21 protein-coding genes are annotated in these 25425 nt (G+C 63.1%); 10 read left to right on the top strand and 11 right to left on the bottom strand.

Annotation, left to right across the window (positions count from 1 at the left end):
• Positions 1 to 148 precede the first annotated feature (148 nt).
• Together KCG88_RS21930 and gpmI are read right to left on the bottom strand one after the other, a co-directional pair.
• A complete protein-coding gene (locus KCG88_RS21930) occupies positions 149 to 1063 on the bottom strand; it encodes a DUF1460 domain-containing protein (RefSeq protein ID WP_210713072.1) in 915 nt (304 codons plus the stop codon).
• Between the two features lie 166 nt (positions 1064 to 1229).
• On the bottom strand, positions 1230 to 2771 hold the full coding sequence (gene gpmI / locus KCG88_RS21925; RefSeq protein WP_047335459.1) for a 2,3-bisphosphoglycerate-independent phosphoglycerate mutase: 1542 nt from the start codon (positions 2769 to 2771) through the stop codon (positions 1230 to 1232).
• 164 nt (positions 2772 to 2935) lie between these two features.
• Here gpmI and KCG88_RS21920 point away from each other — a divergent pair, with 164 nt between their 5' ends.
• From KCG88_RS21920 to secB, 3 genes are read left to right on the top strand one after another with little or no spacing between them, the layout of a single operon-like run.
• Entirely contained in the window at positions 2936 to 3349 is a 414-nt protein-coding gene (locus KCG88_RS21920) for a rhodanese-like domain-containing protein (RefSeq protein ID WP_210713071.1), read from the top strand.
• On the top strand, positions 3349 to 3603 hold the full coding sequence (gene grxC, locus KCG88_RS21915; protein ID WP_011058748.1) for a glutaredoxin 3: 255 nt from the start codon (positions 3349 to 3351) through the stop codon (positions 3601 to 3603). The genes KCG88_RS21920 and grxC overlap by 1 nt, the downstream gene beginning before the upstream one ends.
• Before the next feature lie 42 nt (positions 3604 to 3645).
• The gene (gene secB, locus KCG88_RS21910; RefSeq protein ID WP_011058749.1) at positions 3646 to 4125 is read left to right on the top strand and encodes a protein-export chaperone SecB; all 480 of its coding nucleotides are present in this window, start codon (positions 3646 to 3648) and stop codon (positions 4123 to 4125) included.
• A 95-nt stretch (positions 4126 to 4220) separates the two neighbouring features.
• On the opposite strand, the gene trmL is transcribed toward secB, so the two are convergent.
• The gene (trmL, locus tag KCG88_RS21905; protein ID WP_047283558.1) at positions 4221 to 4676 is read right to left on the bottom strand and encodes a tRNA (uridine(34)/cytosine(34)/5-carboxymethylaminomethyluridine(34)-2'-O)-methyltransferase TrmL; all 456 of its coding nucleotides are present in this window, start codon (positions 4674 to 4676) and stop codon (positions 4221 to 4223) included.
• Between trmL and KCG88_RS21900 the strand changes: the two genes are divergently transcribed.
• Entirely contained in the window at positions 4675 to 5115 is a 441-nt protein-coding gene (locus KCG88_RS21900) for a hypothetical protein (protein ID WP_047283559.1), read from the top strand. The genes trmL and KCG88_RS21900 overlap by 2 nt on opposite strands.
• Positions 5116 to 5880: 765 nt before the next feature.
• Here KCG88_RS21900 and ntrC read toward each other — a convergent pair.
• The gene (gene ntrC, locus KCG88_RS21895; protein ID WP_047283560.1) at positions 5881 to 7317 is read right to left on the bottom strand and encodes a nitrogen regulation protein NR(I); all 1437 of its coding nucleotides are present in this window, start codon (positions 7315 to 7317) and stop codon (positions 5881 to 5883) included.
• Positions 7314 to 8399, bottom strand: coding sequence for a nitrogen regulation protein NR(II) (glnL, locus tag KCG88_RS21890; RefSeq protein ID WP_011058753.1), 1086 nt, complete (start codon positions 8397 to 8399; stop codon positions 7314 to 7316). Before glnL ends, ntrC begins: the two co-directional genes overlap by 4 nt.
• 371 nt (positions 8400 to 8770) lie before the next feature.
• On the opposite strand from glnL, the gene KCG88_RS21885 reads away from it, so the two are divergent.
• Positions 8771 to 9865, top strand: a complete 1095-nt coding sequence (locus KCG88_RS21885) for a trifunctional transcriptional activator/DNA repair protein Ada/methylated-DNA--[protein]-cysteine S-methyltransferase (protein WP_011058754.1) — start codon at positions 8771 to 8773, stop codon at positions 9863 to 9865.
• Here KCG88_RS21885 and KCG88_RS21880 read toward each other — a convergent pair.
• Both KCG88_RS21880 and KCG88_RS21875 read right to left on the bottom strand, forming a co-directional pair.
• Positions 9848 to 11260, bottom strand: coding sequence for an MFS transporter (locus tag KCG88_RS21880; protein WP_047283562.1), 1413 nt, complete (start codon positions 11258 to 11260; stop codon positions 9848 to 9850). The two genes, KCG88_RS21885 and KCG88_RS21880, sit on opposite strands and share 18 nt — an antisense overlap.
• Positions 11261 to 11417: 157 nt before the next feature.
• Entirely contained in the window at positions 11418 to 12317 is a 900-nt protein-coding gene (locus KCG88_RS21875) for a LysR family transcriptional regulator (RefSeq protein WP_210713070.1), read from the bottom strand.
• 110 nt (positions 12318 to 12427) lie between these two features.
• On the opposite strand from KCG88_RS21875, the gene KCG88_RS21870 reads away from it, so the two are divergent.
• Complete coding sequence (locus tag KCG88_RS21870) at positions 12428 to 14149, top strand: acyl-CoA dehydrogenase family protein (protein WP_210713069.1); 1722 nt, start codon at positions 12428 to 12430, stop codon at positions 14147 to 14149.
• Between the two features lie 35 nt (positions 14150 to 14184).
• Positions 14185 to 15372, top strand: a complete 1188-nt coding sequence (locus tag KCG88_RS21865) for a CaiB/BaiF CoA-transferase family protein (RefSeq protein WP_210713068.1) — start codon at positions 14185 to 14187, stop codon at positions 15370 to 15372.
• Positions 15373 to 15375: 3 nt separating this feature from the next.
• On the opposite strand, the gene KCG88_RS21860 is transcribed toward KCG88_RS21865, so the two are convergent.
• The 3 genes from KCG88_RS21860 to glnA all read right to left on the bottom strand — a co-directional run bounded on the left by KCG88_RS21860 (position 15376) and on the right by glnA (position 18048).
• Entirely contained in the window at positions 15376 to 15882 is a 507-nt protein-coding gene (locus tag KCG88_RS21860) for a DUF4124 domain-containing protein (RefSeq protein ID WP_210713067.1), read from the bottom strand.
• 68 nt (positions 15883 to 15950) lie between these two features.
• Positions 15951 to 16505, bottom strand: a complete 555-nt coding sequence (locus KCG88_RS21855) for a chorismate mutase (protein ID WP_047283567.1) — start codon at positions 16503 to 16505, stop codon at positions 15951 to 15953.
• 136 nt (positions 16506 to 16641) lie between these two features.
• On the bottom strand, positions 16642 to 18048 hold the full coding sequence (gene glnA / locus KCG88_RS21850) for a glutamate--ammonia ligase (protein WP_011058761.1): 1407 nt from the start codon (positions 18046 to 18048) through the stop codon (positions 16642 to 16644).
• Positions 18049 to 18379: 331 nt separating this feature from the next.
• Here glnA and thiI point away from each other — a divergent pair, with 331 nt between their 5' ends.
• Positions 18380 to 19834 carry a tRNA uracil 4-sulfurtransferase ThiI gene (gene thiI / locus KCG88_RS21845; RefSeq protein WP_047283568.1) on the top strand — a complete coding sequence of 485 codons (1455 nt, stop codon included), beginning with the start codon at positions 18380 to 18382 and terminating at the stop codon, positions 19832 to 19834.
• Between the two features lie 139 nt (positions 19835 to 19973).
• Complete coding sequence (typA, locus tag KCG88_RS21840; RefSeq protein WP_019093868.1) at positions 19974 to 21794, top strand: translational GTPase TypA; 1821 nt, start codon at positions 19974 to 19976, stop codon at positions 21792 to 21794.
• 269 nt (positions 21795 to 22063) lie between these two features.
• Here the strand turns inward: typA and KCG88_RS21835 are convergent, their stop codons facing one another.
• Positions 22064 to 22504: a YkgJ family cysteine cluster protein gene (locus KCG88_RS21835; RefSeq protein ID WP_047283798.1), complete on the bottom strand. Its 441-nt coding sequence runs from the start codon at positions 22502 to 22504 to the stop codon at positions 22064 to 22066.
• 269 nt (positions 22505 to 22773) lie between these two features.
• On the opposite strand from KCG88_RS21835, the gene KCG88_RS21830 reads away from it, so the two are divergent.
• A complete protein-coding gene (locus KCG88_RS21830; protein WP_041115300.1) occupies positions 22774 to 25224 on the top strand; it encodes a glycogen/starch/alpha-glucan phosphorylase in 2451 nt (816 codons plus the stop codon).
• Positions 25225 to 25425: the final 201 nt, after the last annotated feature.

Here is a 25425-nt window from a genome sequence, read left to right as displayed (position 1 = left end):
ACGGCCTAGTATGCCCGCCCATCGCCGCAAAAAAAACGCCTCAAAGCCAACTGCTTTGAGGCGTTCGTCATAAAAAGCCGTTTCCGGGCGGTTATTGGGCCATTTGCTATCAGCGTGCCGCCGCCGTGGCCTGGGGCGGCGGCGCCGATCAACCTTGTGCGGGCGAGCGAGCCTGATGCTGCAGCGCTTGGGTGCCGGCCTTCGCGGCCGAGGCATCCTGGCCGGCCTGGCTGTCTTGGCGGGCCCGCAGGACCACGATTCCCGGGACGTTGTGGACGTACTCCATGAACGGCGAGTCGATCACCGCGCCCTGGTCTTTTTTCGAGGAGGCGTTGCGCAGGACCGGGCCCTGGGGCGTCTGGATGAACAACCCGGTATGGGTGACGTCCAGGCCCGAGAGGGGGGTGTAGATGCCGATGTAGTCGCCGGTTCGCAGGTGGCTGAGCAGATGCTGGTCAATCAATGCGCTGGGAATGTAGGTGATGTCGCGTGCGGCCACGGGCAGGCCGGGCAGGTAGCGGCCGCCATCGGCCTTTTGATTGAGGCGCTTGGCCACGGTCACCGCGTTCGCACTCAGCTGGGCGGTCACATCATCGGCCATGGGGTGCCCGGCGTGAGCCCAGTCGGTGAAGAAGTGGCGGCGGTTGAGGAAGTTGATATCGCCGTTCACGTAGCGAATCTGCACCAGGTTGTTGATGAAGCCGGCCTCGTCGCTGGACTGGCGCAAGGCCTCGACGTAATCCAGGTAGGTGAAGCAGTCCAGGCCCCTGAAGTCGACCACCAGCTTCTCGGCCAGGGTTGCAGAGCCTTGCAGCCGGTTCGCCGCGTAAGGCGTGTGCAGGAACTCCCGGGAAATCAGGTCGTTCATCTGGCCTATGTCGGTAGAGCCCCGGGGTGGCTGGATCTTCAGCAGCGCTTTCAATTTATCGGAGGTCTGCGCATCCATTTCCACCGGGCTGTGTTGCTGTGCGAGGGCACTGGCATCTACCGGCTGTTGAGCCGGAACCTGGCTTGCGCAGCCTGACAGGAGGGAGGCCAGAAGCAGCGTAGCCGTCTTGTTCATGGAGATTTTCTCTGCTGCTATTGATAACGATAATCATTATTCAATAAGTGCCCGGCGCTTGTCTGCTTGTACTGCCAGGGCCCTGACTCGCCCGGTGCAAGGCCATCATGAAAAACGCCCGATGGTTGCATCGGGCGTTTTTGACTGCAATGGCGAGCTGGAGGGATCAGTGCGCCGGGTCCACCAGGATCGACGTGCCGGTCATTTCCGCGGGCTTGGGCAGGCCCAGCAGCTTGAGCATGGTGGGCGCCACGTCCGCCAGAACCCCGCCTTCACGGACTTTCAACGCACGTTTGCCAACATAGATGAATGGCACCGGCTCGGTAGTGTGGGCGGTGTGGGCCTGGCCGGTGGATTCGTCGGACATCTGCTCGACGTTGCCGTGGTCGGCGGTGATCAGGGCTTCGCCGCCGACCTTTTCCAGGGCGTCGACGATACGTCCGACGCACAGGTCCAGGCATTCCACGGCTTTGACCGCCGCCTCGAACACGCCGCTGTGGCCGACCATGTCGCCGTTGGCGTAGTTGACGATGATCACGTCATAACGCTGGTGCTCGATGGCGTCGACGATCTTGTCGGTGACTTCCGGGGCACTCATTTCCGGCTGCAGGTCGTAGGTGGCGACTTTCGGCGACGGGATCAGGATGCGCTCCTCGCCCGGGAACGGCTCTTCGCGGCCACCGGAGAAGAAGAAGGTGACGTGGGCGTACTTCTCGGTTTCGGCGATGCGCAGCTGGGTCTTGCCGTTTTTCGCCAGGTAGTCGCCCAGCACGTTCTCCAGGCTGCCCGGGGCAAAGGCCGCCGGCGCCGGGATGCTGGCGGCGTACTGGGTGAGCATGACGAAGCCGGCCAGCTTGGGCTGGCGTGGGCGTTCGAAGTCCTTGAAGCCGTCTTCGACGAAGACCCGGGTCAGCTCCCGTGCGCGGTCGGCGCGGAAGTTCATGAACACCACGGCATCGCCGTCCTCGACCTTGACCGGTTCGCCGATGGTGGTGGCCTTGACGAATTCGTCGCTCTCTTCACGGGCGTAGGCGGCTTGCAGGCCTTCCTGGGCGGTGGCGGCGTTGAACTGGCCCTGGCCGTCGACGATCAGGTTGTAGGCCTGGGCCACGCGGTCCCAGCGATTGTCGCGGTCCATGGCGAAGTAACGGCCGATCAGGCTGGCGATGCGGCCCTTGCCCAGGGTCTTGAAGGTTTCGTCCAGCAGTTCGATGGACGACTGGGCGCTTTTGGGCGGCGTATCGCGGCCATCGAGGAAGGCATGCAGGTAGATCTTCTCGGCGCCGCGCTTGAAGGCCAGTTCGGCCATGGCGACCAGGTGGTCCTGGTGGCTGTGCACGCCGCCGTCGGACAGCAGGCCGAGGATGTGCACGGCCTTGCCGGCATCCACGGCCTTGTCCACGGCCGCGCAAATGGTCGGGTTCTCGAAGAACTCACCGTCACGGATGGCCTTGGTCACCCGGGTGAAGTCCTGGTACACCACGCGGCCGGCGCCGAGGTTCATGTGGCCGACTTCAGAGTTGCCCATCTGCCCGTCCGGCAGGCCGACATCCATGCCCGAACCCGAGATCAGGCCGTTGGGCATGCTGGCGCACAAGCGGTCCAGGACCGGCTTCTTGGCCGCATAGACGGCGTTGGATTCGTGGCTTTCGCTGTGACCGAAGCCATCCAGAATCATCAGGACCAAAGGTTTAGGCGTGGTAGTCATGGCGTCCACTCGTGGCTGGATAGGATAGAGATGAAAGGGAGGTGTTGAAAAAGGGAGTGGCAGTTTAAAGCGAAGTTCCGGTGGAGTCACCGCCGGGCGGGGTTTGGTCGACCCGGAGGGCTGTGTATACTGGCCGACATTTTAACGCCCTGGAACCTCCTTAGATGGTTGCTCACCTGATTCAATTCGCCACTGAACACTACTTGCTCGTCGGCGCCTTCGCCATCCTGCTGGCTCTGTTGATCGCTCATGAATTGAGCCGCGGTGGCCGCAGCCTCAGCACCCGTGAACTGACCGCGCTGGTCAACAGCGAGCAGGGCGTCGTGATCGATATCCGTCCATCCAAGGACTATGCCGCCGGCCATATCGTCGGTGCACTGAACATTCCCCAGGACAAGCTGGCCGCCCGTGTCGGCGAGCTGGAGAAGCACAAGGCCAAGACCATCATCCTGGTGGACGCCCAGGGCCAGCACGCCGGCACCCACGCCCGCGAGCTGCTCAAGGCCGGTTTCACCGCGGCCAAGCTGTCCGGCGGCGTGGCCAGCTGGAAGGCCGATAACCTGCCATTGGTGAAGTAATGTCCAAGGTCATCGTCTACTCCAGTGATTACTGCCCTTACTGCTCACGCGCCAAGCATCTGCTGGCGAGCAAAGGCGTAGCCTTCGAAGAGATCAAGGTCGATGGCAAGCCTCAGGTACGCGCCGAGATGGCCCAGAAGGCCGGGCGTACGTCCGTGCCGCAGATCTGGATCGGCGCCACCCACGTAGGTGGCTGTGATGATTTGTTCGCCCTGGAGCGTGCCGGCAAGCTCGACGCGCTGCTAGCGGCCTGAAATTCCCAACCCTATAGACCCAAGATCAAGAAGGACTCTGAGATGACTGACCAACAGAACACCGTTGCCGACGACGAAAGCGCACCGCAATTCTCCCTGCAGCGTATCTACGTGCGTGACCTGTCCTTCGAAGCGCCGAAAAGCCCGGCGATCTTCCGTCAGCAGTGGGAACCTAGCGTCGGCCTGGACCTCAATACCCGTCAGACAGCGTTGGAAGCCGACTTCCACGAAGTGGTGCTGACCCTGTCCGTGACCGTGAAGAACGGCGACGAAGTGGCCTTCATCGCTGAAGTCCAGCAGGCCGGTATCTTCCTGATCAAGAACCTGGACGAGGCTTCCATGAGCCACACCCTGGGTGCTTTCTGCCCGAACATCCTGTTCCCTTACGCTCGTGAAGCGCTGGACAGCCTGGTGACCCGCGGTTCGTTCCCGGCGCTGATGCTGGCCCCGGTGAACTTCGATGCGCTGTACGCCCAAGAGCTGCAACGCCTGCAGTCCGCTGGTGAAAACACCGTTCAGTAAGTGCGGGTTGCGGTACGAAAAAAGCGCCTGTAACGGCGCTTTTTTCATGCTCGGGCAAAACCTGTAGGAGCGGGCTTGCCCGCGAGCCCCAGGCCCTACTTGAACCCCAACTGTCTCCAGCCTTCATAGACCGCCACGGCCACGGTGTTGGACAGGTTCAGGCTGCGGCAGCCTTCGCGCATGGGCAGGCGCAGGCGCTGTTCGCCGGGCAGGGCATCCAGCACGTCCGCCGGCAGGCCTCGGCTCTCGGGGCCGAACAGGAAGGCGTCGCCCTCCTGGAAGCTGGCGTCATGGAAGGGGCGCGAGCCCTTGGTGGTGAAGGCGAACAGGCGCGGCTGGCCGAGGCTTTCCAGGCAACTGGCAAGGTCGGCATGGCGTTGCAGGGTGGCGTATTCGTGGTAGTCGAGGCCGGCACGGCGCAGGCGCTTGTCGTCCATTTCGAAACCCAGCGGCTCGATCAAATGCAGGTGGCAGCCGCTGTTGGCGCACAGCCTGATAACGTTGCCGGTATTCGGCGGAATTTCTGGTTGAAAGAGGATGACGTGAAACATGCACGGCTCCGAAGAGAAAGACAGGCTGCATTCTACGCCTGAAGCGTACTCGCGACCGAAGCTAATGCTGCGGGTGTTCGGCTCCCTGGCGATTGTCGGGGTGATGGTAGGGCTGATGATCGGCCGCCTGACCCAGCCTGATCCGGTGGCGTTGCAGCAGGTCGAGGTGGCGCCCGATGGGCTGGTGCTGTGGTTCAACCATGAGCCCAAGCTCCATGGGGAACACATCGATGGCACCGTGGCGCTGCTGTTCGATGCCCAGGGGCAGGCACAGAAGGGCCAGTTGCAGGTCAATCAGCGCAATGTGAACTGGCGGGTGCGCCGGGCGGACCAGGGCCTGCTGCTGAACCTGGTGGCCGCGCGGCCGCTGCGGGGGCAGTGGGACGGGAGCGAGGTGCAGGGGCGCTGGCGCCTGGCGATCCACCTGCGGGAGGAATAAAAGAGGGAAACCCCGGCCTGCCTGTACCAAGGCCCCCAAAAGCGGGAGGGGCTGAGCGCCACGAGGGCGATGAGTCCCGGTGTAAAGAAGGGGATTCCCGGCCTGCCTGTACCAGGGTCCCCAAAAGCGTGGCCCGTCGCTGTGAGCGGGGTGGGCCGGGTATTAAAGAGGGAAGTCCCGGCCTGCCTGTACCAGAGTCCCCAAAAGCGTGGCCCGTCGCTGTGAGCGGGGTGGGCCTGGTGTTAAAGAGGGAAGTCCCGGCCTGCCTGTACCGGGGTTCCCGAAAGCCTGGCCCGTCGCTGTGAGCGGGGTGGGCCTGGTGTTAAAGAGGGAAGTCCCAGCCTGCCTGTACTGGGGTTCCCGAAACCTTTGGCTGTCGCGATGTGCGTGCCGAGCCTGGTGTTAAAGAGGGGAATCCCCGGCCTGCCTGTACCAAGGTCCCCGAAACTGGGTAGTGACTGGGTTATTGCAGGTGGCGTGCCAGTTTTGGCTGCAGAGGCGTTGATTGCTGGGATAAAAAGCCGAAAGCCCCGTAATCCGGGGCTTTTGCGTTTTCGACGGAGGGCTTTTCAGAGCTGAGGCCCGGGTTGTACCCGGGCTGGATGGCGCTGCAGCGCGCCTTCGGGCAGTGCATGCACCCCATCCTGGTGCACGCTCATCCTCATCGTAGGAGCCGGCTTGCCGGCGAAAGCGCCTGTGGGCGCACTGCAAGGTTCAAGGGCCTCTTCGCTGGCAAGCCAGCTCCTACATGCCGCGGCTGGGGCTTTAGCCTTCCTCGCCTTCATCCTCGTCGCCACCGTCGACCTTCATCCCCAGCTCCTTGATCTTGCGGGTCAGGGTATTGCGCCCCCAGCCCAACAGGACCGCGGCATCGCGGCGGCGGCCGGCGGTGTGCTTGAGGGCGGTCTCGATCATGATCCGCTCGAAACTCGGTACTGCGCTGTCCAGCAGGTTCGATTGCCCGCGGGCCAGGGCCTGGTCGGCCCATTGGCGCAGGGCCTGTTCCCAGTTGGTGACCGGCGCCGAATCCTGGGGCAGGCTCAGCAACTCCGGTGGCAGGTCGCTGATATGCACCTCGCGGCCCGAGGCCATGACCGTGATCCAGCGGCAGGTGTTCTCCAGCTGGCGCACGTTGCCTGGCCACGGCAGGTTCTTCAGGTATTCCTCGGTTTCGTTTTTCAGCAGCTTGGGTTCCACCGCCAGCTCCTGGGCGGCGCGGCTGAGGAAATGCCTGGCCAGGGTCGGGATGTCTTCGCGACGGTCCGACAGGCGCGGGATATGGATGCGGATCACGTTGAGGCGGTGGAACAGGTCCTCACGGAACTTGCCGGCGTGCACCAGGGTTTCCAGGTTCTGGTGGGTCGCGGCGATGATGCGTACATCGACCTTGACCGGGGTATGGCCACCGACCCGATAGAACTCGCCATCGGCCAGGACCCTCAGCAGGCGGGTCTGGGTGTCGGCTGGCATGTCGCCGATCTCGTCGAGGAACAGGGTGCCGCCGTCGGCCTGCTCGAAGCGCCCGCGCCGCAGGTTGGCCGCGCCGGTGAAGGCGCCCTTTTCATGGCCGAACAGCTCGGACTCCATCAGGTCCTTGGGGATCGCCGCCATGTTCAGGGCGATGAACGGCGAAGCCGCCCGCGGGCTGTGGCGATGCAGGGCATGGGCTACCAGTTCCTTGCCGGTACCGGATTCGCCGTTGATCAGCACTGTGATGTTGGAATGGCTCAGGCGCCCGATGGCTCGGAACACCTCCTGCATGGCCGGCGCCTCACCGATGATTTCCGGGGTGCGAGTCAGGGTCGGCGGCACTTCCAGGCCTTGCTGTTCCTGGGCGTGCTGATTGGCGCGCTTGACCAGCGACACCGCTTCATCGACATCGAACGGCTTGGGCAGGTACTCGAAGGCACCGCCCTGGTAGGAGGCGACAGCGCTGTCCAGGTCGGAGTGGGCGGTCATGATGATCACCGGCAGGCGCGGGTGCTGCTCGCGAATCCGTGCCAGCAGGTCCAGGCCACTGGCGCCGGGCATGCGAATGTCGGAAATGATCACGTCCGGGGCCTGGCGGGCCAGGCGGCTCATCACCCCATCGGCGCTGTCGAAGCTCTGGGTGGTCATCCCTTCCTGCTGCAAGGCTTTTTCCAGGACCCAACGGATAGAACGGTCGTCATCGACGATCCACACGGTTTCACTACGGCTCATGTCGATGGGGCTCCTTGTTCCAGTGGCAGAAAGATCGAGAACGTGGTGTGGCCAGGATGGCTGTCACATTCGATCAGACCCTGGTGCTGGCTAATGATGTTCTGGGTGATGGCCAGGCCCAGCCCGGTACCGTCCGGGCGGCCGCTGACCATGGGGAAGAAGAGGGTGTCCTGCAGTTCCGCGGGGATGCCCGGCCCGTTGTCGATGATCTCGATCTTGCTCACCAGGCGATGGCGCACGTGGCCGATGGTGAACTGGCGCATGGTGCGGCTGCGCAGGGTGATGCGCCCCAGGCGCATTTCATTCTGGCTGCTGATGGCCTGCATGGCGTTGCGCACGATGTTGAGCACCGCCTGGATCATCTGTTCGCGGTCGATCAGCACGTCGGGAATGCTCGGGTCGTAATCGCGCACCAGGGTGATGCAGCCCTGGCTTTCGGCTTCCACCAGGCTGCTGACCCGCTCCAGCACTTCATGGATGTTGGTCAGGGCCAGGGATGGCAGCTTGTTCGAGCCGAGCATGCGGTCCACCAGGTTCCGCAGGCGGTCGGCTTCTTCGATGATGACGTTGGTGTAGTCCTTGAGGCTTTCCTCGGGCAGCTCCCGGGCCAGCAACTGTGCGGCGCCGCGAATGCCCCCCAAAGGGTTCTTGATTTCATGGGCCAGGCCGCGCACCAGCATCTTGCTGGTTTCCTGCTTGGACAACTGGGCCTCTTCCTTGGTGATCCGCAGCAGCCGGTCCCGGGGGTGGACTTCCAGCAGCAGCAAGGTGTCGCCGTTGCTGAGGATCGGCGTTACCGCGTAGTCGACGGTCAGGGTCTGGCCGGTCAGTGCGGTGAGCATGGCTTCGCGCTTGGTGAAGGGGTGCGCCTGCTCCACTGCCTGGCGCAGGGAGCTCAGGGCCTCGGCGGATTCGGTGAACAGCTCGCTGATGAATTGCCCATGGCTGCGCTGGCCGCTGATGGCCAGGAGCATTTCCGCCGCCGGGTTCATGTACTCAAGGCGCAGGTCGGCATTGAGCAGGATGGTGGCGGTGGTCAGGTTGTCCAGAAGCAGGCGGTGCAGTGGGTCGCTGATGGTCATGGGTAGATGGTGACCTCTTTTGAAGCAAGACAATCCGGGGCCGGTCCCGAAGTGCGCGCGCGGCTAAGGCGCGGTGGTGGAGAAAATGCAAAAACCAAACCAAGGCTCCGAAAAGAAGCGCGCATGCCCTGAAGCAGGCGTTTGAAGCCTGGTTCTGTGGCGTTTTGCCAGCTCTGGCGGGTATTTTCGAACCAAAATGGGCCGGTATTGGCACCTGAGTGCAAGGCGTTGCACCAATATAGTGCATGAATCTGAACAGCGCTTGATGGGCGCGCCTTGATAGAAGAATCAACGCCCGTTTTTCAGCGGCGCGGGGCAAGGGGCGGGTTTAGAGTGCTCGAACCCGATGCTTCAAGGTTTAGGATGCGGCCATGGAAAATGCCCCTCTGCTGTTCCAGCTTCCCGATGACGACACCCTGTACCAGGCGCTGCTGGCCCGGGACCCGGCCTACGAAGGCTTTGCCTTTGTCGGGGTGAAGAGTACCGGCGTGTTCTGCCGCCTGACCTGCGCTGCACGCAAGCCCAAGCGCGAGAACACGGTGTTCTTCGGCTCCATCAAGGGGTGTGTCGAAGCAGGGTTCCGCGCCTGCCTGCGCTGTCGTCCGCTGGAGCGGGCCGGGGTCCAGGAGCCCTGGGTGCAGACCTTGCTCGAGCAGTTGGGCCGCGACCCGGAACGCCGGTGGTACGAGGACGACCTGGTCGCCCAGGGGCTGGACCCATCCACCGTGCGCCGTGCGTTCAAGCGCTATTTCGGCGTCACCTTCCTGGAAATGGCGCGCCTGCGCCGCATGGGCCAGGGCATGCAGCAACTGGCCTCGGGAGAGCCGGTGATCGAGGCGCAGATCAGCGCCGGCTTCGACTCCGACAGCGGCTTTCGCCACGCCTTCAGCCGCTTGGCGGGCCAGCCGCCGTCCAACCTGCGGGGGCGGGAACTGCTCAAGGTCGATTGGTTGCAGACCCCGATCGGCGTGATGCTGGCGGTGGCCGACGCCCAGGTCCTGCATTTGCTGGAATTCTTCGACCGCCCGGCATTGGCCAATGAGTTGCAGAACCTGCAAAAGAGCAGCGGTTCGAGCATAGGTTTCGGGCGTTTTGCCCCCATCGACCAGATCGAGGCCGAACTGCAGCGTTACTTCGCCGGCGAGGCGGTGCACTTCGCCACACCGCTGGCGATGAGCGCCTCGCCCTTTACCCGTACCGTCTGGCAGGCGCTGCGGGCCATTCCCCTGGGTACCACCTGCAGCTACGCCGAGGTGGCGCGGCAGGTCGGCTCGCCCTCAGCGGTGCGCGCGGTGGCCCGGGCCAATGCCGCCAACCAGATTTCCATTGTCATTGCCTGCCACCGGGTGATTGGCGCCGATGGCTCCCTGACCGGCTATGGCGGTGGTCTGTGGCGCAAGCGCTGGTTGCTGGAGCATGAGCGGCGCCTGCACCACTTGCAGGGGGCATCAGCGAGCGGGCTGTAGCTCGCTGCCGGGCGCCGGGTCGGGCCGGGAAACCTTATCCACAGGTGGCTGGGCGCCAGTCTGGCGCGCCAATTCGTCGGCATCCGCCTGTTCTGCCGTGGACAGCTCGGCGGCGTTATGGCCGATGCGCTTGAGCAGGGCCAGCATGCATGCCAGCGAGACCAGGGCGTAGCAGGCCGAGGCGATGGCCACGCCGATGATGCTGCCGGTGCCATTGAGGATGCTCTGGGCCAGCACCGGCGTGGCGCCGCCCACCAGCAGTGAACACAGCTGATAGGAGATCGACAGCCCGCTGTAGCGCACCCGGGTCGGAAACGCCCGCGCCAGGATGCCGCCCACCGCGCCATAGAACATCGAGTGCGGCACCGTGGCCAGGCACATGCCCAGCACCGCGATCCAGTAGTGCCCCGTCTCCACGGCGAAGAACATCGCCGGCATCAGCAGCAACTCGGGCACCACCATCAGCACCATGGCCTTGCGCATGTCCATGCGTGAAACCAGCACCGCACCCAGGGGCTGGGTGATGAACTGCACCACCAGGGCGATGACGATCACGCTGAGGAAGCTGCTCTGGCTGTAGCCCAGCTCCTTGGTGGCCCAGGACAGGGCGAAGGTGCTCTTGAAATAGGTGACGTGGATGATCGGCAGCACCCCGGCCCCCAGCAGCACCAGGCGCCAGTGGTCGCGCAGGACTTCGAGAATCGGCAGCTTGACGGTCTTTTTCTGTTCCATCAGGCGCTTCATGTCATCGGATTCTTCCAGCTTGAGGCGGATGACCATGCCGATGATCACCAGCACCGCCGACAGCAGGAACGGAATGCGCCAGCCCCAGAGCAGAAAGTCCGGAGTCGGCAGGGCGCTGAGGCCGAAGAACACCAGGGTTGCCAGCAGGTTGCCGGCCGGCGAACCCTGCTGGGCGAAGGCGGCATAGAGAATGCCCTTGCCCTTGGGCGCGCTTTCGCTGGCGATGAGGATCGCCCCGCCCCATTCGCCGCCCACTGCGATGCCCTGGATGATGCGCAGGGTCACCAGGGCAATGGGGGCCCAGACGCCGATCTGCAGGTAGCTGGGCAGCAGGCCGATGCAGGTGGTGGCCAGGCCCATCATGATCAGGGTGATCACCAGGGTGGTCTTGCGGCCGATCTTGTCGCCCATGTGGCCGAAGATGATGCCGCCGACGGGGCGGGCGATGAACCCGGCCCACAGGGTCAGGAAGGACAGCAGGGTGGCCGTGCCGGGGGGCAGGTCGGCGGGAAAGAACACCTTGCCGAACACCAGGGCGGCGGCGATGCCGTAGGCGTAGAAGTCATACCACTCGATGGTGGTGCCGATGAATGAGGCGATACCCGCCTTGCGGGCTTTCTTGTGGGCAGCGGCATCCTGGGCAGCGTTCATGTTCAATTCCTGCGTTTTTATTGTTATGTGCGCCCCTGATCGGGTGCATGGGCCTCTGGCAAGGTCCGACCGCTGGGAGCCTATACAGGCAGGAATCGAAAAATATAATGATTAAATCTTATGGTTTGATACGTGAATGCGTATCGCGCCCCAACGCTCAGCGCCCTCCAGCGGCCGGTTTGATCAGGGACTTGAGCAGCCCGAGAAAGCTTTCGGCCGCCGCCGAAGGCTTGTCCTCCAGGCGGATCGCCTGGATCTGCGAAGGCGCGCCGGTGCCTTCGAGCTCGCCGTAATGCACGCCCGGCTGGCCGAGCATGGCCAGTGTCTGGGGCACCAGCGCCACGCCCATCTCGTGGGCCACCATTGCCACCACCGTTTGCCATAGCCGCGTCTCGTGGCGTATGCGCGGGCTGAACCCGGCCGCCACGCAGCGGGAAATAATCAGGTCGTGGTAGTGCGGCGAGACCGCCCGCGGAAACAGGATGAAATCGTCATGGGCCAGTTGCGCCAGGTCGATCCGCGCCTGGGTGGCCAGCGAGTGGCTCTGGGGCAGGCAGCAGAGGAACGGCTCGGCCAGCAGCGGTTCGCTGTGGATGCCGGCGGCGAAGGTGTTGCCATGGACGAAACCGATGTCGATCTGGCCGCGTTGCAGGGCCTGGGTCTGGTCGGCGCTGTTCATTTCCATCAGCACCACTTCGGTTTCCGGGTATTGCTGTTCGAAGGCCTTGACCGCCTCGGGCAGCCCGCGGTGCAGGATCGAGTTGACGAAACCCAGGCTCAGGCGCCCGGCAAAGCCCTCGGCCGAGCGCTGGGTCAGGTGCCGCGCCTGGTCGGCACGCAGCAACAGGTAGCGGGCCTCGTCCAGCAGCACCTGGCCGGCGTTGGTCAGGCTCACCGACTTGTTGTTGCGATTGAGCAGTTGGACTTCCAGTTGCCCCTCAAGCTTCTTGATGTCGAAACTCAGGGCCGGCTGGGAAATGCACAGACGGTTTGCGGCCCGCCCGAAATGCAGTTCTTCGGCTACCGCGACGAAGTAGCGCAACTGTTTGAGGTCCATGGCGACTCCGGTTCTACGATATGGATTTCTTATCGTAGTTGATTGATTTTGTATTAGATACTTATCGATGGCGGCTCTAGTCTCGGCCTACAAAAAACAGGAGACGCGCCATGACCGCCGAGCCCCGCCCCATTGAAGACAGCCTCAACATCCCCGACAGCCGCGGCATCAACCTGTTCGAGTGCGACGCCGGCCTGGCCGCGCTGCTCCAGGTCTACCTGCCCTCGGCGGTCTACCAGCAGTGGTTGCCCACCTTGCAGCGCCTGGGCGCCCGGGCCGGTGGTGAGCTGGATGTGCTGGCCCTGAGCGCCGACAAGAATCCCCCGGTGCTGCAACCGCGTACCCGCCGCGGCGAGAACCTGCAAAGCATTGCCAAGCATCCGGACTACGTCACCCTGGAACGGGTGGCCTTTGCCGAACTGGGGCTGGCTGCCATGAGCCACCAGCCCGGTGGCCCGCCGCCGCTGATCAAGTACGCCCTGACCTACCTGTTCGTCCAGGCCGAGTTCGGCCTGTGCTGCCCGGTGAGCATGACCGACTCCCTGACCCGCACCCTGTGCAAGTTCGGTACGCCGGAACTGGTGGCGCGCTACCTGCCGCAGTTGCAGTCCCAGGAGTTCGAGACGTTGTTCCAGGGGGCGATGTTCATGACCGAACAGGCCGCCGGTTCCGACGTTTCGCGTACCGAAACCCGGGCCCGGCTGGAAGATGGCCAATGGCGCCTGTTCGGTGAGAAGTGGTTCTGCTCCAACCCGGATGCCGACCTGGCCATGGTCCTGGCGCGCCCGGAAGACGCACCGCCCGGCATGGCCGGGGTGACCCTGTTCCTGTTGCCCAAGGTGCTGCCCGACGGCTCGCGCAACCACTACCGGATCCAGCGCCTGAAGGACAAGCTGGGCAGCCGCTCCATGGCCAGTGGCGAGATCACCCTGGAAGGCGCCACGGCCTACCTGATCGGTGAGGTCGGCCGCGGTTTTCAGCAGATGGCTGACATGATCAACATGTCGCGCCTGTCCAATGGCGTGCGCGCGGCGGGGCTGATGCGCCGGGGGCTGAGCGAGGCGTTGTACATCGCCCGCCAGCGCCGGGCCTTCGGCAAGCACCTGATCGAAATGCCGCTGATGCAGCGCCAGTTGCTGAAGATGATGCTGCCCACCGAACAGGCGCGCTCGATGTTCATGCAGATCGCCAGCTTGCTGCCCCGGGCTGATGGCGGCGATGAGACAGCGCGTAAGTGCGTGCGGATCCTCACGCCGCTGATCAAGTTCCGCGCCTGCCGTGATGCCCGCCGGGTGACCGGCGATGCCATGGAAGTGCGCGGCGGGGTTGGCTATATCGAGGAGTGGAGCGATGCCCGGCTGGTGCGCGATGCGCACCTGGGGTCGATCTGGGAGGGCACCAGCAACATCGTTGCCCTGGACATTGCCCGGGCGGTGACTCGGGAGCAGGCGCTGGAGCCGTTGCAGGGTTATCTGGCCGGGCTGCTGGCCGAGGCCGATTTGCCGGAAGCCAGCCGCAAGCTGTTCGACTCGGCGCTGCTGCGCACCGTGACCAGCTTTCACACGGTGGCGCAGCAGCGCCGGGATGAGCAGGTGCGCCAGGCCGGCAGTGTGCTCTATCACCTGGCCAGCGCCATCTTCATGGCCTGGGAGGCCACGCGCCAGGCTGCGGATTATCGACGCCTGGCCCTGGCTCATCTGGTGCTGGCGCACAAGGTGTTGCCGCGCGATCCGTTGAGCCTGGAACCGGTGATCGATGCCGAGCTGCTGGCTCGCCTGGCCAATGAAAGCCCGCTGTCCCAGGCCCAGGCCATGCAATTGCTGCCGGCCTGAATGGCCGTCCTTGTCCGATCTGCCGGAGTACATCCATGACGTTTGCCCAAGGCGCCCTGGCGGGCGTGAAAATCATCGATCTCAGCCGTGTGCTGGGCGGCCCCTACTGCTCCCAGGCCCTGGCCGACCATGGCGCCGAGGTGATCAAGCTGGAACCTTTGAGCGGTGATGAGACCCGGGGCTGGGGGCCGCCTTTCGAAGGTGACGACGCGGCGTATTTTCGCGGCATCAACCGTAACAAGCAGGGGATCGCCGTCGACCTGTCGCGCCCCGAAGGCCTGGAACTGCTGATGCGGTTGCTGGAAGGCGCCGACGTACTGATCGAGAACTTCAAGCCGGGCACCCTGCAGCGTTGGGGCATCGGTTACCAGGAGGTGCTGAGCCAGCGTTTTCCGGCGTTGATCCACTGCGCGATTTCCGGCTTTGGCGCCGATGGCCCGTTGGGCGGGCTACCGGGTTACGACGCGGTGATCCAGGCCATGGCCGGGCTGATGAGCGTCAACGGCGAAGGCGACGGCGGGCCGTTGCGCATCGGCCTGCCGATTGTCGATATGGTCTCCGGCCTGAATGCCCTGGCGGGGATTCTCCTGGCCCTCAACGAGCGCCAGCGCAGCGGCCTCGGGCAATCACTGGACATCTCCTTGTACGACTGCGGCGTGTCCCTGCTGCACCCGCACCTGCCGAACTACTTCGCCGCCGGCAAGGCGCCCCAACGCACGGGCAACGCCCATCCCAACATTGCTCCCTACGACAGCTACCGCACCGCTGGCGAGCCGATTTTTCTGGCGGTGGGCAACGACCGCCAGTTCGCCCGGCTGTGCCAGGAGCTGGGGGCCGGCGCCTTGCTGGAGGACCCGCGCTTTACCGACAACGGCCAGCGCTCGGTCAACCGCGAGGCCTTGAAGCAGCAACTGGAGCATTACCTGTCGGCACACGACGGCGCGTTGCTGGCCCCGCGGCTGATCGGCCTGGGGGTGCCTTGTGGTTCGATCGCTACCGTCGACCAGGTGGTGGCTCATCCCCACACCCGGCATCGCGGGCTGCTAGTGGAGCTCGATGGCTACCGGGGCATAGGTTCGCCGGTGAAGTTGTCGCGCACGCCGGCCAGCTACCGCACGGCGCCGCCGAGCCTGGGGCAGGACACCCGGGCGGTATTGCAGGGGCTGGGCCTGGACGAACCGACCATTGCCGCACTGCTGGCCAGCGGCGTGGTGCACGGTTGAGGCTCAGGGGCGGCGGGCCCGCAGCAGAGTGAAGCTGACGGCCGGGCTCTGTTGCAGGACCTTGTCGCCAGCCAGCACCTGCACCGCCAACCGGTGCTGGCCACGGTCGATATTCACCAGTTGCAGCTCGGGCCCCTGGCCGGCCTGGCCATAGGGCTGGCCATCCAGCAGCAGGCGCAGGTGGTGGCCGGGCCGCAGGCTGGGCTGCAACTCCACCTGCACGTTGAAACTGCCGTTGTTGGCGCGCAAGGCACCGTGCTCCGGTACGCCGCTCAGTTGCAGCCGTTCGTAGGCCAGAAGGGCGCTGGCAGGTTGTGCCGCCGGCGTATGTGGCGCCGGGGTGGCCGGGCTGGGGAGGCGATTCGGCGCGGGCGTTTCAATCTGCCGGTACGAGGTTCCCGGCGGCTGGTCGCTGTAGGCGCGATTACCGGCCGAATCGGTGTACTGGTAGATCTGCGCGCCGGCTGGCAATGCGCTGATCCACAGCAGGCAAGCAATGACGAGGTGCATCTCGCTGATCCTGGCGGGTGCCTGAAAGGCTCCAGCATAGGGTGTTGCTGCGCGTGGCACAGGCGTGGTTAACCTTTGAACACACATAACTCTGCCGTGGCACGAACCATCGCCAGTCGTCGCAGCGGGTCGCTGCTGCTGGCCTGATTGGCCCGTGCCAGCCATTGCGGGCATTGGCGGTCGGTGCGCTGCGGGCTGAAGTCGGCCAGTTGCTGCAGCAGGCGTTTTTGTAACTGATCGAGTTGGGGGCGGATCTGCCCGGCCAGGTCCTGGCGCGGAGTGTCCGGTGCCCGGCCTTGCAGGTGCCAGGCCGAGAGTCGGGCGTATTGCACCAGCTTGTTGGCTTCGATCTGGGCGGCGAAGAACTGCGCCACGCTTTCCTCGCCCAGGTGATAGGTCGCCGCCTGGGCCGTGGCGCCGGCAATCACTTGCTGCTCTCGCGGGCGGTCTTCCACGGCCTTGTGGCTGTCCCATTTGCTCAGGGCCACCTGATCGGCAATCGCCAGGCGTTCGCCGATGCTCTGCAGCAGCGGGGCGAGGGAGGGCGGAGCGTCACTGGCGCAGGCGGCGGTGGCGAACAGGCTGCAAGTCAGGGCGAGGCACAGGTTGAGGCGCGAAGTCATGGGCGGGCTCGGCTGCTGATGGGGAGACGGCGCCCATGATGCACGCAACCACCCCGGGCAGGGCAAATGCGCGGGCATAAAAAAGGCCTCCCGAAGGAGGCCTCTTGATCACGCGGCTTGCGCCGGCGCTACCGGATCAGCAGCTGTAGTACAGCTCGTATTCCAGTGGGTGTACGAAGGTACGTACCTTGATTTCTTCTTCGCTTTTCAGGGCGATGTAGGCGTCGATGAAGTCGTCGCTGAAAACGCCGCCTTTGGTCAGGAACGCACGACCTTTGTCCAGCTCTTCCAGGGCTTCCTTCAGGCTGCCGCAAACTTGTGGGATCTCTTTGGCCTCTTCAGGCGGCAGGTCGTACAGGTTTTTGTCAGCAGCGTCGCCAGGGTGGATCTTGTTCTGGATACCATCCAGGCCGGCCATCAGCAGGGCAGCGAAGGCCAGGTACGGGTTGGCGGCCGGGTCCGGGAAACGGGCTTCGATACGGCGGGCCTTAGGGCTCGACACGTAAGGAATACGGATCGAAGCGGAACGGTTGCGCGCCGAGTAGGCCAGCATGACCGGGGCTTCGAAGCCTGGCACCAGACGCTTGTAGGAGTTGGTCGCCGGGTTGGTGAAGCCGTTCAGGGCCTTACCGTGCTTGATGATGCCGCCGATGAAGTACAGGGCGGTATCGGACAGGCCGGCATAGCCTTCGCCAGCGAAGGTGTTCTTGCCGTCTTTCCAGATCGACATGTGCACGTGCATGCCCGAGCCGTTGTCGCCGTACAGAGGCTTGGGCATGAAGGTGGCAGTGCGGCCGTAGGCGTCGGCTACGTTGTGCACCACGTACTTCAGGGTCTGGGTTTCGTCGGCCTTCTTCACCAGGGTGTTGAACTTGACGCCGATTTCGTTCTGGCCGGCAGTCGCCACTTCGTGGTGGTGAACTTCGACGGTCAGGCCCATTTCTTCCAGTGCGTTGCACATGGAGGTACGGATTTCGTGGTCGTGGTCGAACGGTGGAACCGGGAAGTAGCCGCCCTTGACGCCTGGACGGTGGCCCTTGTTACCGCCTTCGATGTCCTGGTCGGACATCCACGAACCTTGTTCGGAGTAGATCTTGAACATGGAGCCGGAGATGTCGGACTTGAATTTCACCTGGTCGAAGATGAAGAACTCTGGCTCTGGGCCGGCGAATACGGTGTCGCCGATACCGGTGGCTTTCAGGTGCTCTTCGGCGCGCTTGGCGATGGCACGCGGGTCACGGTCGTAACCTTGCATGCTCGAAGGTTCGATGATGTCGCACACCAGGATCAGGGTCGGTTCTTCGGTGAACGGGTCCAGTACGGCGGTTTCGTCGTCCGGCATCAGGATCATGTCGGAGGCTTCGATGCCTTTCCAGCCAGCGATGGAGGAGCCGTCGAACATCTTGCCAGCTTCGAAGAAGTCTTCATCCAGCGCATCACGAGCCGGCATGGTCACGTGATGTTGAGTGCCCTTGGTGTCAGTGAAGCGCAGATCAATCCACTTGACGTCATGATCTTTGATGAGTTGAACCGACTTCGACATAGTGTCCTCCGGGTGGCTTCGGGCTTGGTGTTGGAGTGCCCTTAGAATGTGGGTGATGCCGGCGCGAATACTCTGCCATGGCAACCTGCCTCACAAGGGAGCAAATTGCATGCCAGTGCCCCGAGATGGGTTTTCTGCCCCAAAATCACGCTTTCTGCGACGTATTGGGTTGAATGCCGGCATTCGGCGCACTGCAATGTAGCGTCTTTGCCAATAAATGACCCGTTTTGGTGCATCGAAAACCTTCTGCACATAAACTGGTTAAACCTTGAGCAATTTCCGCTATAATCCGCGCCCCCCTTTTTCGGCTGGCCCAGCGCGCGCTGTTTTCATGAAACTAATCGTTAAAGTTTTCCCGGAAATCACCATCAAGAGCCGCCCGGTTCGGACGCGCTTCATCCGTCAGTTGGCGAAGAACATCCGTGCCGTGCTCCGCGACCTGGACCCGGCCGTGGTGGTCAATGGTGTGTGGGACAACCTCGAGCTGGAAACCGCCGTCAGCGAGCCCAAGGCCCTGAAGGACATGACCGAGCGCCTGAGCTGCATGCCCGGCATCGCGCATTTCCTGCAGGTCGACGAGTACCCTCTGGGCGACTTCGACGACATCGTCGCCAAGTGCAAGCAGCACTTCGGCGAAGCCCTCCCGGGGAAGGTTTTTGCCGTGCGCTGCAAGCGTGCCGGCAAGCATGAATTCAGCTCCATGGACGTGGAAAAATACGTCGGCAGCCAACTGCGTCGGCAGTGCGGCGCCGCCGGAATTTCCCTGAAAGAGCCTGAGATCGAAGTGCGGATGGAAATTCGCGACCAACGGTTGTTCGTGATCCACAGCCAGCACAACGGCATCGGCGGCTACCCGCTGGGCGCCCTGGAACAGACCCTGGTCCTGATGTCCGGTGGTTTCGATTCCACGGTGGCGGCCTACCAGATCATGCGCCGCGGCCTGATGGGGCATTTCTGCTTCTTCAACCTGGGCGGGCGTGCCCATGAACTGGGCGTGATGGAAGTCGCGCACTATATATGGAAGAAGTACGGCAGCTCCCAGCGCGTGCTGTTCGTCAGCGTGCCATTCGAGGAAGTGCTCGGGGAAATCCTCGGCAAAGTCGACAACAGTCATATGGGCGTCATTTTGAAGCGTATGATGTTGCGTGCCGCGTCGAGCATCGCTGACCGCCTGCACATCGATGCGCTGGTGACCGGCGAGGCGATTTCCCAGGTGTCCAGCCAGACCCTGCCGAACCTGTCGGTGATCGACTGCGTGACCGAGAAACTGGTACTGCGCCCCCTGATCGCCAGCCACAAGCAGGACATCATCGACCTGGCCGTGGAGATCGGCACTGCCGACTTCGCCAAGCACATGCCGGAGTACTGCGGGGTCATCTCGGTGAACCCCAAGACCCATGCCAAGCGCCATCGCGTCGAGCATGAAGAGAAAGAATTCGATATGGCGGTGCTCGAGCGTGCGATCGAGCGGGCCAAACTGGTGCCGATCGATCGGGTGATCGACGAGTTGGGCCAGGATGTACAGATTGAAGAAGTCAGTGAAGCGCTGGCCGGTCAGATCGTCATCGACATCCGTCATCCGGATGCCCAGGAAGACGACCCGCTGGAGCTTGCTGGCATCGAAGTACAAGCGCTGCCGTTCTATGCATTGAACGCCCGCTTCAAGGAACTGGACCCTACGCGCCAGTACCTGCTGTATTGCGACAAAGGCGTCATGAGTCGCCTGCATGCTCACCATCTGCTCAGTGAGGGACATGCCAATGTGCGCGTTTATAGACCGAGCTAAGTGCCCGGGGATGTTCGCCTGTGGCTTGCGTCACCGGCCCCCCGACGCCGCCGTCCAGCTGTAACGGCCAGGCCTGAATCTATTGTTAATCGCTGCCAGCATTTGTCAGCACACCGAATCCTCTGATCGAGATACACAAGTGATCGAAAATCTACGCAACATCGCCATCATTGCCCACGTTGACCATGGTAAGACCACCCTGGTAGACAAACTCCTGCGTCAATCCGGCACCCTGGAGCGCAACGAGCTCAACGACGAGCGCGTGATGGACTCCAACGACCAGGAAAAAGAGCGCGGCATTACCATCCTGGCGAAAAACACCGCCATCAACTGGAACGGCTACCACATCAACATCGTGGACACCCCGGGCCACGCCGACTTCGGCGGCGAAGTTGAGCGCGTAATGTCCATGGTCGACTCCGTGCTGCTGCTGGTCGACGCTCAAGACGGCCCTATGCCGCAAACCCGTTTCGTGACCAAGAAGGCGTTCGAAGCCGGCCTGCGTCCAATCGTGGTGATCAACAAGGTCGACCGTCCGGGCGCGCGTCCTGACTGGGTTCTGGACCAGATCTTCGACCTGTTCGACAACCTGGGCGCCACCGAAGAACAGCTGGACTTCAAAGTCGTCTACGCCTCGGCCCTGAACGGCATCGCCGGTCTGGACCACACCGAAATGGCCGAAGACATGACCCCGCTTTACCAGTCGATCGTCGACAACGTGCCAGCGCCAAGCGTTGACCGTGACGGTCCGTTCCAGATGCAGATCTCCGCTCTGGACTACAACAGCTTCCTGGGTGTGATCGGCGTTGGCCGTATCGCTCGCGGTCGCGTCAAGCCCAACACCCCAGTAGTGGCCATCGACGTCGACGGCAAGCGCCGCAACGGTCGTATCCTCAAGCTGATGGGCCACCACGGTCTGCACCGCGTAGACGTTGAAGAAGCCGCTGCCGGCGACATCGTCTGCATCAGCGGTTTCGACGAGCTGTTCATCTCCGACACCCTGTGCGACCCGACCGCTGTTGAAGCGATGAAGCCGCTGACCGTCGACGAGCCAACCGTTTCCATGACCTTCCAGGTCAACGACTCGCCATTCTGCGGTAAAGAAGGCAAGTTCGTGACCTCCCGCAACATCAAGGAGCGTCTGGACAAGGAGCTGCTGTACAACGTTGCTCTGCGTGTTGAAGAAGGCGACTCGGCTGACAAGTTCAAGGTTTCCGGCCGTGGTGAGCTGCACCTGTCGGTACTGATCGAAACCATGCGTCGCGAAGGTTTTGAAATGGGCGTTGGCCGTCCTGAAGTGATCATCCGTGAAGTTGACGGCGTGAAGCAGGAACCGTTCGAAAACGTCACCATCGACATCCCTGAAGATTCCCAGGGCAAGGTCATGGAAGAAATGGGCCTGCGTAAGGGCGACCTGAGCAACATGGTCCCGGATGGCAAGGGCCGTGTACGCCTGGAATACAACATTCCAGCCCGTGGTCTGATCGGTTTCCGTAACCAGTTCCTGACCCTGACCAACGGCGCAGGCATCCTGACCTCGATCTTCGATCGCTACGCTCCGATGAAGTCCGGCCACATGTCCGGCCGTCAGAACGGCGTACTGGTATCGGTAGAAACCGGCAAGGCCCTGACCTACTCCCTGGAAACCCTGCAGGCGCGCGGCAAGCTGTTCGTCGAGCACGGCCAGGAAATCTACAACGGTCAGATCGTTGGTCTGAACAGCCGTGACAACGACCTGGGTGTGAACCCAACCAAAGGCAAGAAGCTCGACAACATGCGTGCTTCGGGCAAGGACGAAACCATCGCCCTGGTTCCACCGGTCCGTTTCACCCTGGAACAGGCTCTGGAATTCATCCAGGACGACGAGCTGTGTGAAGTGACGCCTAAGTCCATCCGTCTTCGCAAGAAGATCCTGGACGAAGGCGAGCGTACTCGCGCTGCCAAGAAAGCCAAGAACTGAGTCTTTAGTTCCGGCTGAATGAAAACGCCCCCGGCCTTGCGGTCGGGGGCGTTTTTTTTGATCTGTGAAAAAGCTCGGGTCCTGTAGCCGCTGCCGAGCCTGCGAGGCTGCGATCGACCGCGTAGCGGTCGTAAAGCGGTGTATCTGAAACTCTGCAGTGGCCCGTACTGCGGCGGCTTTGCAGCCGTTCGCAGCCTCGCCAAGGCTCGGCGGCGGCTGCAGGACGGCAGGGTTACATGGGGAACGGGGTTGCAGGCGCAGGCCGGGGCTCAGAAGCGTTCCAGGGTCCGGCTGCTGGTATTGGTCGGGCGCTCCTGGGGCTTGGGCTTGTAGGCGCAGTAGCCGGGGCGCGGGCCGATCTTCGGATGGTTGCGGCAGGTGTCCGGGCGCTTGTCATAAATGGTGCACAGGCGGCTTTTACGATCCAGATACAGGCAGTCGTTGTTGCTCATGCGCTGCAGGGTGAAGATTTCCGACTTCTGGTTGTAGCGCTCGACGATGCCTTCCTTCTGCAGGCGCTTGGCGATGTTCTTCGCCGGCTCGCCGCGTTCGAATTCATCCACGATGCCGATGCGAATCAGGTCCTTGATCTTCACTTCCACCGGCAGCGTGCAGCAGCTGGACATGCAGGAGCCGCACATGGGGGCGGTGTACTTGGCCCAGGTATCGAGACGATCGATTTCCGCGGCAGCGATCAGGTTGGACTTCATCAAGGTCATTTCCGGCAGGTGTTCCAGGGCGCGCGATCATACCGGGACTGGTGGATTTTTGAACGACTTTAGGTCGGATTTTTCTTCATGTGGCACCGAACAATACCTGGCGGCACGGCAACTGCATCTTTTTCTCCCGCTGGCGCAGAAGACTCCCTCTTTAGCCGAGCCATTTGAAATAGCGCCGAACCAGAGCCTTCGCCTCGTGTCAGACCGACTAGGCTCAGACAATTCCATGCTCACTGTGTATCTCGTCAGAGGTCGTATCGATGACTCAGGAACCCCTTGTTCGCGACGCTGAGGTGGCCGCTTTTCGCGAAGCCGTCTTGACCAAACTCACCTACGCGGTAGGCAAAGACCCGGATCACGCCTTCGACCACGACTGGTTCGAAGCCATCGCCCTGGCTGCGCGGGACCACATGGTCGACCACTGGATGGATCACACGCGGCAGATCTACCGCAAGGGCCAGAAGCGGGTGTACTACCTGTCCCTGGAGTTCCTTATCGGCCGCCTGCTGTTCGACAGCCTGAGCAATCTCGGGCTGCTGGAGGTGGCCCGCGAGGCCCTCACCGACCTGGGGGTGGACCTGGAGCGCATCCGCCTGCTGGAGCCCGATGCGGCTTTGGGCAACGGTGGCCTGGGGCGCCTGGCTGCGTGCTTCATGGAAAGCATGTCGACCCTGGGCATCGCCGGCCACGGCTACGGCATCCGCTACGAACACGGGCTGTTCCGCCAGGCCATCGTCGATGGCTGGCAGCAGGAGCAGACCGAGCACTGGCTGGATTTCGGCAACCCCTGGGAGTTCGAGCGCCCCGAGGTGATCTACTCCATCGGCTTTGGCGGCAGTGTCGACACCGTGACCGACGAGGCGGGCAACACCCGGCAGGTCTGGTGGCCGGCGGAAACGGTGCGCGCGGTGGCCTACGACACCCCGGTGGTGGGCTGGCGCGGGGCCAGCGTCAACACCTTGCGCCTGTGGCGGGCGCGGGCCATGGAAGACCTGCACCTGGAGCGCTTCAATGCCGGTGACCACTTGGGCGCGGTAGCCGAAGTGGCCCGGGCCGAGAGCATTTCCCGGGTGCTGTACCCGGCCGACAGCACCGAGGCCGGCCAGGAGCTGCGCCTGCGCCAGGAATATTTCTTCGTCTCGGCGTCGCTGCAGGACCTGCTGCGCCGCCACAAGAACATGCACGACTCGGTGCTCAGCCTCGGCGAGCACGCGGCGATCCAGCTCAATGACACCCACCCGTCGATCGCCGTGGCCGAGCTGATGCGCCAGTTGGTCGACCTGCACGGCATCGCCTGGGACGCGGCGTGGCAGATCACCGTGGAAACCCTCTCCTACACCAACCACACCTTGCTGCCCGAAGCCCTGGAAACCTGGCCGGTGGGCCTGATGGAGCGCATGCTGCCGCGGCACATGCAGATCATCTACCTGATCAACGCCCAGCACATCGACTCGCTGCGGGCCAAGGGCCTGCACGATTTCGACGTGCTGCGGGCGGTGTCGCTGATCGAGGAAGACAACGGCCGCCGGGTGCGCATGGGCAACCTGGCGTTTCTCGGCTCCCACAGCGTCAACGGCGTGTCCGGGTTGCACACCCAGCTGATGCGCAGCACGGTGTTCTCCGAGTTGCACAAGCTGTACCCCGAGCGCATCAACAACAAGACCAACGGCATCACCTTCCGCCGCTGGCTGTACCAGGCCAACCCGCAACTCACTGAAATGCTGGTGGAGGCCCTGGGGCCCGAGCTGCTGGACAGCCCCGAGGAACTGCTCAGGGGGCTCGAACCCTTTGCCGAGAAACCGGCCTTTCGCAAACAGTTCGCCGAGCAGCGCCTGCACAGCAAGCGCGCCCTCGCGGCGATCATCCATGAGCGTCTGGGGATCGCGATCAACCCGGCGGCAATGTTCGATGTACAGGTCAAGCGCATCCACGAATACAAGCGCCAGTTGCTCAACCTGTTGCACACCGTGGCGTTGTACCAGGCGATCCGCGCCGAACCGGAAACCGACTGGGTGCCGCGGGTGAAGATCTTCGCCGGCAAGGCCGCCGCCAGCTATCACCAGGCCAAGCTGATCATCAAGCTGACCAACGACATCGCCCGTACGGTGAACAATGACCCCACGGTGCGCGGCCTGCTCAAGGTGGTGTTCTTGCCCAACTACAACGTCAGCCTGGCGGAAAGCATCATTCCTGCCGCCGACCTGTCGGAGCAGATCTCCACCGCCGGGTTCGAGGCCTCGGGCACCAGCAACATGAAGTTCGGCCTTAATGGCGCGTTGACCATCGGCACCCTGGACGGCGCCAACGTCGAGATGTGCGAGCAGGTTGGCGCCGAGCACATGTTCATCTTCGGCCTCAGTGCCCAGCAGGTGGAGGCGCGCAAACGCAATGGCGAGTTCAGTGCGGTGCCGGACATCGCCGCCTCCCATCGGCTGAATGACGTGCTGCAGGCGATTCGCGGCGGGGTGTTCTCCCCGGACGATCCGTCGCGCTATACCGCGCTGATCGATTCGCTGATCGATTACGACCGGTTCCTGGTCTGCGCCGATTTCGACGCTTACTGGAACGCCCAGGCCCGGGTCGAGGAGCGCTGGCACGACTCCAAGGAATGGTGGCGTTCGGCGGTGCTCAACACTGCGCGCATGGGCTGGTTCTCTTCGGACCGGACCATCCGTGAATACGCCACAGAGATCTGGAAGGCCCTGGAATGAGGCTCCTGAAAAAATTCTAGAAGTGTGCACAAGGCCCAGCGTTTGTTGGGCCTTGCCGATATACTGGGCAGCGTTTTGCCTCCCCTGCGGTGTCTTTTGGCTGGTGTCCGGCTTCCAAGCGGGGAGAGGCCTTTACCGGTTTACCGGAACGGGCACCCATACGGTTGCACCCGTCCGTCAATGGACTGCTTAGGGATATCG

The sequence above is a fragment of the Pseudomonas sp. MWU349 genome (assembly GCF_017947325.1).
Taxonomy (GTDB): Bacteria; Pseudomonadota; Gammaproteobacteria; order Pseudomonadales; family Pseudomonadaceae; genus Aquipseudomonas; species Aquipseudomonas protegens.
The sequence above is the reverse complement of the archived record's forward strand: the minus strand, read 5'-3'. Positions and strand labels throughout refer to the sequence as shown.

Coding starts and splice junctions, on each gene's coding strand:
- KCG88_RS21930 (WP_210713072.1), bottom strand. CDS start 1,063: ATGAACAAGACGGCTACGCTGCTTCTGGCCTCCCTCCTGTCAGGCTGC.
- gpmI (WP_047335459.1), bottom strand. CDS start 2,771: ATGACTACCACGCCTAAACCTTTGGTCCTGATGATTCTGGATGGCTTC.
- KCG88_RS21920 (WP_210713071.1), top strand. CDS start 2,936: ATGGTTGCTCACCTGATTCAATTCGCCACTGAACACTACTTGCTCGTC.
- grxC (WP_011058748.1), top strand. CDS start 3,349: ATGTCCAAGGTCATCGTCTACTCCAGTGATTACTGCCCTTACTGCTCA.
- secB (WP_011058749.1), top strand. CDS start 3,646: ATGACTGACCAACAGAACACCGTTGCCGACGACGAAAGCGCACCGCAA.
- KCG88_RS21900 (WP_047283559.1), top strand. CDS start 4,675: ATGCACGGCTCCGAAGAGAAAGACAGGCTGCATTCTACGCCTGAAGCG.
- trmL (WP_047283558.1), bottom strand. CDS start 4,676: ATGTTTCACGTCATCCTCTTTCAACCAGAAATTCCGCCGAATACCGGC.
- ntrC (WP_047283560.1), bottom strand. CDS start 7,317: ATGAGCCGTAGTGAAACCGTGTGGATCGTCGATGACGACCGTTCTATC.
- glnL (WP_011058753.1), bottom strand. CDS start 8,399: ATGACCATCAGCGACCCACTGCACCGCCTGCTTCTGGACAACCTGACC.
- KCG88_RS21885 (WP_011058754.1), top strand. CDS start 8,771: ATGGAAAATGCCCCTCTGCTGTTCCAGCTTCCCGATGACGACACCCTG.
- KCG88_RS21880 (WP_047283562.1), bottom strand. CDS start 11,260: ATGAACGCTGCCCAGGATGCCGCTGCCCACAAGAAAGCCCGCAAGGCG.
- KCG88_RS21875 (WP_210713070.1), bottom strand. CDS start 12,317: ATGGACCTCAAACAGTTGCGCTACTTCGTCGCGGTAGCCGAAGAACTG.
- KCG88_RS21870 (WP_210713069.1), top strand. CDS start 12,428: ATGACCGCCGAGCCCCGCCCCATTGAAGACAGCCTCAACATCCCCGAC.
- KCG88_RS21865 (WP_210713068.1), top strand. CDS start 14,185: ATGACGTTTGCCCAAGGCGCCCTGGCGGGCGTGAAAATCATCGATCTC.
- KCG88_RS21860 (WP_210713067.1), bottom strand. CDS start 15,882: ATGCACCTCGTCATTGCTTGCCTGCTGTGGATCAGCGCATTGCCAGCC.
- KCG88_RS21855 (WP_047283567.1), bottom strand. CDS start 16,505: ATGACTTCGCGCCTCAACCTGTGCCTCGCCCTGACTTGCAGCCTGTTC.
- glnA (WP_011058761.1), bottom strand. CDS start 18,048: ATGTCGAAGTCGGTTCAACTCATCAAAGATCATGACGTCAAGTGGATT.
- thiI (WP_047283568.1), top strand. CDS start 18,380: ATGAAACTAATCGTTAAAGTTTTCCCGGAAATCACCATCAAGAGCCGC.
- KCG88_RS21835 (WP_047283798.1), bottom strand. CDS start 22,504: ATGAAGTCCAACCTGATCGCTGCCGCGGAAATCGATCGTCTCGATACC.
- KCG88_RS21830 (WP_041115300.1), top strand. CDS start 22,774: ATGACTCAGGAACCCCTTGTTCGCGACGCTGAGGTGGCCGCTTTTCGC.